Raw genomic sequence first — 12,481 nt, forward strand, 5'->3', positions numbered from 1 at the left:
GCCGGCGCAAGATGACGCCGCCGTTTGCTCGTGACGCGGCGCACCGCTTTTGGCAGTGTACACAGTTGAACCACGGCACGTCGCTGGCGCACCGGTTTCTTCCTATGCCCGATAGTTCACGTTATCGCGCGCTGGAGGTGCTGCACCAAGGTGCGGATACCATCCTCTACCGCGCGCGGCGCGAGGAGGACGGCCGACCGGTGGTGCTCAAGGTCCTGCGGCGCGATCACGCGAGCCCCCGCGCCCTCGGCAGGCTCCAGCACGAGCTCGAGGTCGCCAGCGCGCTCGACACGGCGGCCATCATCAAGCCGTACGCGATCGAATCGTTCAACGATCAGGCCGCGCTTGTCCTGGAGGATTTCGGCGGCCGCTCGCTCGATCACCTCCTCGACGGGCCGATGCCGCTCGAGCGCTTCCTGCCCCTCGCCCTCCGCCTGACAGCCGCGCTCACCGAGCTCCACCGGCGGCACGTCATCCACAAGGACATCAAGCCCCAGAACCTGCTCTGCAACCCCAGCACGGGCGAGGTGAAGATCACCGATCTCGGCATCGCCTGCCTGCTGCCCTGCGAGTCCCAGGACCCCATCCACAAGAGCCTCATCGAGGGGACTCTCGCCTACATGGCGCCGGAGCAAACAGGCCGGATGAACCGCTCGATCGACGAGCGGACCGACCTGTACTCCCTCGGCGTCACCTTCTACCAGATGCTGACTGGCGCCCTGCCGTTCCGGGCGAACGATCCCGTCGAGTGGGTCTATTGCCATATCGCGCAGAAGCCGGTCCCGCCGCACACGCTCGTCCCATCGATTCCACCGCTCCTGTCCGAGGTCGTGCTCAAGCTGCTCTCCAAGGCCGCCGAGGAGCGTTACCAGAGCGCGGCGGGCTTGTGGCACGACCTCGACGAATGCCTCGCAAGGTGGCGGGCGAACGGCGACATCCAGCCCTTCGCGCTCGGTGAACGCGATCTCTCCGACCGGTTCCGGGTCCCACAGCGGCGCTACGGCCGCGAGCGCGAAATCAAGGCGCTGCTCGCCGCGTTCGAGCGCGTGGTGGCGCAGGGCCGGCCTGAGCTCACGCTCGTATCGGGCTACTCGGGCATCGGCAAGTCCTCGCTCGTCGCCGAGCTGCACGGGCCTGTCGTGCGCGAGCGCGGCTTCTTCCTCTCCGGTAAGTTCGATCAGACCGCGAGGGATGTCCCCTACCGTGCTTTCCTTCAGGCGTTCCGGGCGCTCTTTCAGGAGATCCTCGGCGCGAGCGAGGAGCAGGTCGAGCGCTGGAGACGGCAGCTGCGGGAGGCCCTCGGACAGAACGGCAGGCTGCTCACCGACGTGCTCCCCGAGCTCGATCTCCTCCTCGGCCCGCAGCCGCCGGTGCCCGAGCTCCCGCCCACCGAGGCCCAGAGCCGGCTGCTCGCCATGCTCCAGCGCTTCGTCGCCGCCTGCGCCCAGAAGGAGCACCCCGTCGCGCTCTTCCTCGATGATCTCCAGTGGGCCGACGCGGCCAGCCTCCTCTTGCTCGAGCAGCTCGCCACCTACGCCGAGCCCGAACACCTCCTGCTGATAGGCGCCTACCGGGACAACGAGGTCGGCCCCGCGCACCCGCTCCGGCTCACCCTGGCCGAGGTGCAGAAGCGCGGCGCCGCCGTCTCCGAGCTCGTCCTCGAGCCGCTCTCCGCCGCCCATGTCGGGGCGCTCGTCGCAGAGGCGGTCCACGCGCCCGAAGCGCAGGTCGAACCGCTCTCGCAGCTCGTCTACGAGAAGACCGCCGGCAACCCCTTCTTCGTGCTCCAGTTCCTGATCGCGCTGCACGAAGAGGGGCTCATCACCTTTGACGCCGACGAGGGCGCATGGCGGTGGGACATCGCCGCCATCCGCGACAAGGGCTTCACCGACAACGTCGTCGAGCTGATGGCCGGCAAGCTCAAGCGCCTCTCGGTCCCGACGCGCGACGCCCTCAAGCTCGCCGCCTGCCTCGGCAACACCCTGGACCCCGAACCCCTCGAGATCATCGCGCGCCGTCCGGCGGAGGAGCTCCGCGACGCGCTCGAGGAGGCCGTGCGGGAGGGGCTGCTGCTCCGCCGGGGCTCTGGCTATCGCTTCCTCCATGACCGGGTGCAGCAAGCCGCTTACTCGCTCATCCCGGCAGAACAGCTGGCCGAGGTGCACCTCGGGATCGGCCGGCTGCTCCTGAAGGCGCCGCGCGCGGAGGAGCGCGACGAGGCGCTCTTCGACATCGTCGGCCACCTCAACCGCGGCGCCGCGCTCATCCGTTCCCGGGCCGAGCGCGACGAGGTCGCCGCGCTCAACCTCCGCGCCGGCAGGAAGGCCAAGGCCTCCGCGGCCTTCCAGTCCGCCGCCGCGCTCTTCGCCGCGGGCCTCGGCCTGCTCGCGCCGGACCGCTGGGAGACGCGGCGCGAGCTGACCTTCGAGCTGACCTTCGAGCGCGCGCACGTCGCGTACATCACCGGCGGCTTCGACGAAGCCGAACGGCTCCTCGAAGAGCTCCCCCGGCGCGCGAGGACCCATCGAGAGACGGCCGCCGTCGTCGAGCTCGCCCTCGCCTTCTACCTGACCCGCGGGCAATGCGCCCGCGGGGTGGAGATCGGGCTCTCGTGGCTCCGCAGCTGCGACATCGAGCTTCCGCTCCACCCCACCGACGCACAGCTCGAAAAGGAGGCGGAGTGCGTCTGGCGAGCCCTGGGCGAACGGGCGATCGAGGATCTGATCCATCTGCCCGCCATGACGCACCCGGAGATCAAGGTCACGATGGGTGTGCTGCAGGCGATGGCCACCCCTGCGTTCTTCGCGGACGTGGACCTGCACTGTCTCATGGTCCTGCGCAGGGTCGAGCTCAGCCTGCGCCACGGCAACGCCGAGACCTCCGCTTACGCGTACGCCGACTTCGCGAGGGTGCTCGGCCCCAGGTTCGGGCGATACCAGGAGGGGTATCTGTTCGGCAAGCTCGGCCACGACCTGGCGCAGAGGAGCGGCCTCCTCACCACGAAATCGGTGGTGTTCACCGTCTTTGGACAGCATGTCGTGTTCTGGACACGCCACTACCGAGAGACGTATGCGTACTCGCGCGCCGGCTTCAGCGCCGCGGTCGAGTCCGGTGACCTGAACATGGCGTGCCTCAACTGCATCTGGGCTCCCTTGTTCCGGCTGCTCTCTGGCGAGCCGCTGGAAGACGTGCTCCGCGAGGTCGATGAGCGCCTCGGCTTCGTGCGCAGGGCTGGATACGCGTACGCGCACAGCTCCCTCCTCGGCGCCCACGTGATGATCCAGGCGCTGCGCGGGAGGCCGGCCCGCGTCGTGATGCTGGACGGGTCCGAGCTGGATCCGCCGGCCTTCGAGGCGCGGCTCGACAAGGGGGATCTGCACCGAATTCGCAGCCGCTATTACAGCTTGAAGGCCCAGGCGCTCTTCGTGCTCGGCGCGCCCAGCGAGGCGTTCGCGGCGGCGACCCGCGCGATCAACGAGCACCCCTTGAGGACCGAGCCGCACGTGCTCATCGCCGAGAACTTCTACTATCTCGCGCTCGCGCTCGCTGCGCTCACCGACGCTGGCGAGGTGCGCGAGGCACGAGAGCCGCGGCCCACGCCGCCGGGGGAGCTCCCCGCGCAGCTGCCCGAACAGTTGCCCGAACAGTTGATCGAGTGCGAGCGGCAGCTCGGCGAGTGGGCCAGGAACGGCCCCGACAACTTCCTCCACAAACACACGCTGGTCCGCGCCGAGATCGCCCGGCTCCGTGGGCAGGAATCGGAGGCGATCCGGCTCTACGAGCAGGCCGCGTCGTCGGCGCAAGAGGGCGGCTTCGTCCAGCACGAGGCCATCGCCAGCGAGCGCGCCGCGGCGTTTTACCACGCGCGCGGCCTCGCCACCCCCGCGGACGCCTGCCTGCGAAAGGCCCGCGCCGCCTATTCCCGCTGGGGCGCCCACGCCAAGGTGGAGCAGCTCGATCAGCGTTATCCCCACCTCGCCCCGCGCAAGCCGATCGCGCCCACCGTCACCTTCGCCGTCCGGGCCGAGCAGTTTGACGTCCTGTCCGTCGTCAAGGCCTCTCAGAGCATCTCCAGCGAGCTCCAGCTCCCGCGCCTGCTCGAGATGCTCCTGCGCGTCGCGATCGAGCACGCGGGCGCCGGAGAGGGGCATGTGCTCCTGGTCCGGAAGGATCGCCTGTCGATCGCGGCGGCGCTCTCGACGTCCAGCGGCGCGGCGCGGCTGCTCGACGCGCGCGAGGCGGCGGCGGCCGAGCTACCGCAGTCGGTCCTCAACTACGTTCGCCGCAGCCACGAGCGCGTGCTGCTCGACGACGCAGCCGCGAGGCACCCGTTCTCGGAGGACGAGTATTTCAGGCAGAAGGCGCCCAGATCGGTGCTGTGCCTCCCGATTGTGCGGCATACCCGGCTGCTCGGCCTGCTCTACCTGGAGAACAGTCTCATCACCGGGGCGTTCACCCCCGGGCGGCTCAGCGTGCTCGAGCTGCTTGCGTCGCAATCGGCCATCTCGCTCGAGAACGCCATGCTGTATGCCGAGGTCGAGCGGGAGAACGCCGAGCGGCGGCGGGCCGAGCAGGCGCTGAAGACCAACCAGGCGACCCTCCAGGCCATCGTCGACAACTCGGCCACGGCCATTTACGTCAAGGATCACGAAGGTCGGCTCCTGCTCGCCAACCGGCACGTGGGCGCCCTCATGCGCATGCCGATCTCGGCGATCGTCGGAAAGACGGTCGCCGAGCTCGTGCATCCTCCAGTCGCCGAGGCCCTGCACGACCACGACAGGAAGGTGCGCGAGGCGGGCGCGCCGATGGAGTGGGAGGAGGAGCTGCCGCTGGAGGACGGGCTGCACACCTTCCTCTCGCTCAAGTTCCCTCTCGGCGAGGAGGTCATGCCCGGCGGGCTCTGCGGCATCTCCACCGACATCACCGAGCGCAAGCGCGCCGAGGTCGCCGAGCGCTTCCTCGCCGACGCGAGCCGCAAGCTCATGGCCCTCGGCTACGGCGCCACCCTCGACAGCGTCGCGCAGCTCGCCGTGCCCGAGCTGGCCGACCGGTGCGTCATCGACGTGGACCTCGAGAGCCGCGCCCCTGGAACCACGGTCACCGCGGGCGTGCCGGACGACCTCGCAAGCGCGGTGACGGACGCGCTGCGGCCCCTCGCAGCCACCTCGCCGAACCACCCTGAGGTGGGCGACGTCCGCGCCGCGCCCCTCCTCGAGCAGCTCGGCATTCACTCCTTCCTCCGCGTCCCGCTCCTCGCGCGCGACCGGCGCTTCGGCGTCATGACCTTGCTGGCGGCCGCGCCCCGACCCCGTTATGGCCCTGCCGACCTGCGGCTCGCCGAGGAGCTCGGGTTCCGTGCGGCGCTCGCGCTCGACAACAGCCGTCTGTTCGCCGAAGCCCAGGAGGCGATCGAGCGCCGGAACGAGTTCCTCCTCGTCGCCTCCCACGAGCTCAAGACACCGCTCACCTCGCTGAAGATGCAGGCGCACCTGCTCGAGCGGCTCTTGCCCCGCTACCGGCGCGCGGAGATCTCCCCGGAGCGCATCGACGCCGCGCTCCAGGTCCTCAACCGACAGATCGCGCGCCTCGCCCACCTGGTCAACGAGCTGCTCGACGTCACCCGCCTGAACGCCGGGCGGCTCTCGCTCACGCGCGCGCCGTTCGATCTGGCGGCCTTGACGCGCGAGGTCGTCGAGCGGATGAGCCAGCAGCTCGCGGGCGCGCGCTGCCGCACCGAGCTCGCTCTGGAAGGGCCTGTGGTCGGGCACTGGGATGCCTCTCGCATGGAGCAAGTCCTCATCAACCTGCTCTCCAACGCGATCAAATACGGCGCGGGCGCCCCCATTCACGTCGTCGTGCGCGGGCAGGCCGATCGAGCCCTCCTCGTGGTCCGCGATCATGGCATGGGCATCGCCGAGGCCGATCAGGCCAGGATCTTCGAGCGCTTCGAGCGCGCCGTCTCCGTCCGCAACTTCGGCGGTCTCGGACTCGGCCTCTACATCGTTCGATGGATCGTCGCCTCTCACGGCGGCACCATCCGCGTCGAGAGCACGCCGGGCGCGGGCGCCTCCTTCATCGTCGAGCTGCCTTTGCACCCGGCCGAGCCGGAGACAGACGTCCAGGGCACCTTCCTCCCGCACGCGTAGGCGCGCGCTGCGTGCTGCGCGCGTCGGCACCGACTGCTGCCTCAGCCGGCGCGGACGGGCCGCCGTTTGCTCGTGACGAGGTGCGGCGCTTTTGGCAGTGTATCGAGTTGACCCGCGACGCGTCGCTGGCGCCTCGGTTTTCAAAGCTCTTCCTATGCCCGATAGTCCACGTTATCGCGTGCTGGAGGTGCTGCACCAAGGTGCGGATACGATCCTCTACCGCGCGCGGCGCGAGGAGGACGGCCGGCCGGTGGTGCTCAAGGTCCTGCGGCGCGATCACGCGAGCCCCCGCGCCCTCGGCCGGCTCCAGCACGAGCTCGAGATCGCCAGGGCGCTCGACGCGCCGGTCGTCGTCAAGGCCCACGCGATCGAGGCGTTCGGCGATCGGGTCGCGCTGGTCCTGGAGGACTTCGGCGGCCGCTCGCTCGACCAGCTGCTCGAGGGCGATGGGCCGATGCGCCCGATGTCGATCGAGCGCTTCTTCCCCCTCGCCCTGCGCCTCGCCGCCGCGCTCGCCGAGCTGCACCGGCGGCACGTCATCCACAAGGACATCAAACCTCAGAACCTGCTCTTCAACCCGTCCACCGGCGAGGTGAAGATCACCGATCTGGGCATTGCCTCCCTGCTACCCCGCGAGCACCAGCACCTCACGCACGAAGGGCGCGTCGAAGGGACGCTGGCCTACATGGCCCCGGAGCAGACGGGCCGGATGAACCGCTGGATCGACGGGCGGACCGACCTTTACTCCCTCGGGGTCGCCTTCTACGAGCTGCTGACGGGCACCCTGCCGTTCCGGGCCAGCGATCCCGTCGAGTGGGTCTATTGCCACATCGCCCAGACGCCGATCGCGCCGCACGCGCTCGTCCCCTCGATTCCACCGCAGCTCTCGGCCGTCGTGCTCAAGCTGCTCTCCAAGGCCGCCGAGGAGCGTTACCAGAGCGCTGCCGGCCTGCGGCACGATCTCGACGAGTGCTTCGTGAAGTGGCGGGCGAACGGCGCCATTGAGCCCTTCGCGCTGGGTGAGCGCGATCTCTCCGACCGATTCCAGGCGCCGCAGCGGCTCTACGGGCGCGAGCGCCAGGTGGCGGCGCTGCTCGCGGCGTTCGAGCGGGTGGTGGCGCAGGGCCGGCCAGAGCTGGTGCTCGTGTCGGGCTACTCGGGCATCGGCAAGTCGTCGCTCGTCGCCGAGCTGCACCGGCCGATCGTCAGGGAGCGGGGGTTCTTCCTCTGCGGTAAGTTCGACCAGACCGCGAGGGACGTCCCCTACCGCGCTTTCCTGCAGGCGTTCCGGGCGCTCGTGCAGGAGATCCTCGGCGCGAGCGAGGAGCAGCTCGAGCGCTGGAGACGGCAGCTGCGGGAGCCCCTCGGCCCCAACGGCAGGCTGCTCGCCGACGTGCTCCCCGAGCTCGGGCTGCTCCTTGGCCCGCAGCCGCCCGTGCCCGAGCTCCCGCCCGCCGAGGCCCAGGGACGGCTGCACGCGACCCTCCAGCGCTTCGTCGCCGCGTGCGCCCAGAAGGAGCACCCTGTCGTCCTCTTCCTCGACGATCTCCAGTGGGCCGACGTGGAGAGCCTCCTCCTGCTCGAGCAGCTCGCGACCTACGCCGAGCCAGAGCATCTCCTGCTGATCGGCGCGTACCGCGACAATGAGGTCGGCCCCGCGCACCCGCTCCGGCTCACGCTGGCCGAGGCGCGGAAGCGCGGCGCCGCCGTCTCCGAGCTCGTCCTCGAGCCGCTCTCCGCCGCTCATGTCGGCGCGCTCGTCGCCGAGGCGGTCCACGCGCCCGAAGCGCACGTCGAGCCGCTCTCGCAGCTGGTCTATGACAAGACCGCCGGCAACCCCTTCTTCGTGCTGCAGTTCCTGATCGCGCTGCACCAGGAGGGGCTCATCGCCTTCGACGCGGACGAGGGCAGGTGGCGGTGGGACATCGCCGCGATCCGCGACAAGGGCTTCACCGACAACGTCGTTGACCTGCTGGTGGGCAGGATCAAGCGGCTCTCGATCCCGGCGCGGGACGCGCTCAAGCTCGCCGCCTGCCTCGGCAGCAACCTGGACCTCGACGCGTTGGCGGTGGTCGCGAGCCGCCCGGCGGCGGAGCTCCGCGACGCGCTCGAGGAGGCCGTGCGGGAGGGGCTGCTGCTCCGACGGGTCTCTGCCTATCAATTCCTCCACGACCGGGTGCAGCAAGCTGCTTATTCGCTGATCCCGGCCGGACAGCTCGCGGAGGTGCACCTGGGGATCGGCCGGCTGCTCCGCAACGCGCAGCGCGCGGAGGTGCGCGACGAGGCGCTCTTCGAGGTCGTCGGCCACCTCAACCGCGGCGCCTCGCTCCTGCAATCCCAGGCAGAGCGGGACGAGATCGCGGCGCTGAACCTCCGCGCCGGCAGGAAGGCCAAGGCCGCCGCGGCCTTCCAGTCCGCCGCCGCGCTCTTCGCCGCGGGCCTCTCCCTGCTCGCGCCGGACCGCTGGGAGACGCGGTACGAGCTGACCTACGACATGACCTTGGAGCGCGCGCACGTCGCGTACATGACCAGCGGCTTCGACGAGGCCGAGCGGCTCCTCGACGAGCTCATGGAGCGCGCGAGGACCCGGCCCGAGAGGGCCGCCGTCGTCAAGCTCGCCGTCGCGCTGAACGTCACCCGCGCGCGCTACGCCCGCGCGGTGGAGATCGGGCTCTCGTGGCTCCGTACCTGCGACATCGACCTGCCGCTCCACCCCACCGGCGCACAGATCAACGAGGAGACCGAGAGCGTCTGGCAGGCCCTGGGCGATCGGGCGATCGAGGATCTGATCCGCCTGCCCCCCATGACGAACCTGGAGCTCGAGCTCACGATGGGTGTGCTGCAGAGCGCGGCCCTCCCTGCGTACTTCGTGGACCCGAACCTGAACTTTCTCATCGTCCTGCGCGCGGCCAAGCTCAGCTTGCGCCACGGCAACGCCGAGAGCTCCGCTTACGCCTACACCGCCCTCGCGAGGATGATCGGCCCGAGGTTCGGGCGATACCAGGAGGCCTATCGGTTCGGCAAGCTCGGCCACGACCTGGCGCAGAGGAGCGGCCTCCTCACCACGAAATCGGTGGTGTTCACCCTCTTCGGTCAGAATGTCGTCTTCTGGACACGCCATTACAGAGAGACGTATCCGTACACGCGCGCCGGCTTCAGCGCCGCGGTCGAGTCCGGCAAGCTGATCGACGCGTGTTACAATTGCATATGGGCCGCGCTGTTCCCGCTGTTCGCTGGCGAGCCGCTGGAGGACGTGCTCCACGAGCTCGAAGAGCGCCTCAGCTTCGTGCGCAGGACGGGTTACCCGTTCGCGTACTGCATCCTCCTCGGCGGCCTCGCGATGATCCAGACGCTGCGGGGGAGGCCGGTCCGCTTCTCGATGCTGGACGGGTCCGATCTGGATCCGCCGGCCTTCGAGGCGTGGCTGGAGGCGGGGGATCAACATGTCGCGCGCGCGCTCTATTACCGCCTGAAGGCGCAGGCGCTCTTTGTGCTCGGCCCTCCCGGAGAGGCGTTCGCCGCGGTGACCCGCGAGAGCACCGAGCACCTCTTCCGGGACGCGCTGATCGCCGAGAGCGTCTATTATCGCGCGCTCGCGCTCGCGGCCCTCTTCAACGCGCCGCACGAGGCGCGGTCGCCCCCGCTGCAGGCGCTCCCGGAAGAGCTCGTCGAGTGCGAGCGGCAGATCGGCGTGTGGGCGGAGAGCTGCCCCGACAACTTCCTCCACAAGCACGCCCTGGTCCGCGCCGAGAACGCGCGGCTCCTCGGGCACGAACCGGAGGCAAGCCGGCTCTACGAGCAGGCCATCACGTCGGCCCGGGAGGGCGGGTTCGTCCAGCACGAGGCAATCGCCTGCGAGCTCGCCGCGGGGTTCTACAACGCCTGCGGCCTCTCCACGCCCGCCAACAGCTACCTGCAAAAGGCCCGCGCCGGCTATTTTTCGTGGGGCGCCCACGCCAAGGTGGAGCAGCTCGATCAGCGGTATCCCTTCCTCGTCGAGCGAAAGCCGATCGCCCCTACTGTCACCTTCGCCGTGCGTGCCGAGCAGTTCGACGTCCTGTCGGTCGTGAAGGCGTCACAGAGCATCTCCGGCGAGCTCAAGCTCCCGCGCCTGCTCGAGACGCTCCTGCGCGTCGTGATCGAGCACTCGGGCGCCGAGGAGGGATGTGTCCTCCTGGTCCGGGGTGAGCGCCCGTGCACGGCGGCGCTCGGGGCGCCCGGGAGCGCGGTGCGGCTGCTCGGCGCGGGCGAGGCGCACGCCGCCGCGCTGCCGCAGGCCGTCCTCAACTATGTTCGCCGGAGCCACGAGCGCGTGCTGCTCGACGACGCCACCGACCTGCACCGCTTCATGGAGGACGAGTATTTCAGGCGCAAGCGCCCGAAATCGGTGCTGTGCCTGCCGATCGTGCGCCAGGCCCGGCTGCTCGGCCTGCTCTACCTGGAGAACAACCTTGTCACCGGCGCCTTCACTCCGGCGCGGCTCAGCGTCATCGAGCTGCTCGCCTCACAGTCGGCCATCTCGCTCGAGAACGCCATGCTCTATACCGATATCGAGCAGGAGAACGCCGAGCGGCGCCGGGCCGAGCGCGAGCTCCAGACGAACCAGAAGACGCTCCAGGCCATCGTCGACAACTCCGCTGCAGCCATCTACCTCAAGGATCGCGACGGCCGCCACCTGCTCGTCAACCGGGAGGTCGCCCGCGCCCTCGGCATGAAGGCCGAGCAGATCGTCGGAAAGACGACCGCCGAGCTCCTGCCTGCCGCCGTCGCCAGCGCCATCGACGACCACGACCGGAAGGTGCTCGACTCCGGCGAGCCCATGGAGTTCGAGGAGGAGGTGCTGATCGACGGCGACCTGCGCACCGGCCTGTCCATCAAGTTCCCGCTGGGCGAGAACGTCATGCCCGGCGTGCTCTGCGGCATCTCCACCGACATCACAGAGCGCAAGCGCACCGAGCTCGCCGAGCGCTTCCTGGCCGAGGCGAGCCGCAAGCTCATGGCCCTCGGTTACGGCGCCACCCTCGAGAGCGTCGCGCAGCTCGCCGTGCCCGAGCTGGCCGACTGGTGCGTCATCGACGTGGACCTCGCTCGCAGCTCCCCGGACGCCACGGGACACGCGGTCACCGCGGTCACCGCAGGCGTGCCGGCCGACCTCGCAGGCGCGGTGACGGACGCGCTGCGGCCCCTGGCAGCGAGCTCGCCGGACCGCCCCGAGGTGGGTGACCTCCGCGCCGCGCCCCTCCTCGAACAGCTCGGCGTCCACTCCTTCCTCCGCGTCCCGCTCCTCGCGCGCGACCGGCGCTTCGGCGTCATGACCCTGCTGGCGGCCGCTCCCCGGCGCCGTTACCGCCCCACCGACCTGTGGCTCGCCGAAGAGCTCGGGCTCCGCGTGGCGCTCGCGCTCGACAATACCCGCCTGTTCGCCGAGGCCCAGGAGGCGATCGAGCGCCGCAACGAGTTCCTCGTCGTCGCATCCCATGAGCTCAAGACGCCCCTCACCTCGCTCACGATGCAGGCTCACCTCCTCGCCCGCCTCCTGCCCCGCGTCCAGCGCGCAGAGGTCGCCCCGGAGCGCATCGACGCCACGCTCCAGGTCCTCAACCGCCAGATCGCGCGCCTCGCCCACCTGGTCAACGAGCTGCTCGACGTCACCCGCCTGAACGCCGGCCGGCTCACCCTCACGCGCGCCCCCGTCGATCTGGCCGCCCTGACGCGTGAGGCCGTCGAGCGGATGAGGCAGCAGCTCGCGAGCGCACGCTGCCGCACCCAGCTCGAGCTGGAAGGGCCCGTCGTCGGGCACTGGGATGCCTCTCGCATGGATCAGGTCCTCATCAACCTCCTGTCCAACGCGCTCAAGTACGGCGCGGGAGAGCCGATTCACGTCGTCGTCCGCAGCGACGGCGATCGCGCGCTGCTCGTCGTCCGCGATCACGGCATCGGCATCGCCGAGGCCGATCAGGCCAGGATCTTCGAGCGCTTCGAGCGCGCCGTCTCCGTCCGCAACTTCGGCGGTCTCGGACTCGGCCTCTACATCGTTCGGTGGATCGTCACCTCTCACGGCGGCACCATCCGCGTCGAGAGCAAACCGGGCGCGGGCGCCACGTTCGTCGTCGAGCTGCCTTTGCATGCGGCGGAGGCAGAGGCGGACGGCCAGGATGCCCTGCTCCCGCAGGCGTAGGCGCGCGCAGCGCGCTGCGCGCGCCTACGCCCGATTGCGCCTCAGCAGCTCCCTTTCCGTCCCCGCTATCGCCGTGCATGGACGAAGGCGTCACCACCGGCGAGCCGGCACAACAACGCGGCGCCGTTTGCTCGTGACGAGGCGCACCGCTTTTGGC

2 protein-coding genes are annotated in these 12,481 nt (G+C 70.0%); both read left to right on the top strand.

Annotated elements, in window-relative coordinates:
* The first annotated feature begins 104 nt into the window (after positions 1–104).
* Positions 105–6,146, top strand: coding sequence for an AAA family ATPase (locus tag WME79_RS30650; protein ID WP_437522042.1), 6,042 nt, complete (start codon positions 105–107; stop codon positions 6,144–6,146).
* Between the two features lie 154 nt (positions 6,147–6,300).
* Positions 6,301–12,324 carry an AAA family ATPase gene (locus WME79_RS30655; RefSeq protein WP_437522044.1) on the top strand — a complete coding sequence of 2,008 codons (6,024 nt, stop codon included), beginning with the start codon at positions 6,301–6,303 and terminating at the stop codon, positions 12,322–12,324.
* Positions 12,325–12,481 lie beyond the last annotated feature (157 nt).

The sequence above is a fragment of the Sorangium sp. So ce726 genome, assembly GCF_051521405.1.
GTDB lineage: Bacteria > Myxococcota_A > Polyangia > Polyangiales > Polyangiaceae > Sorangium.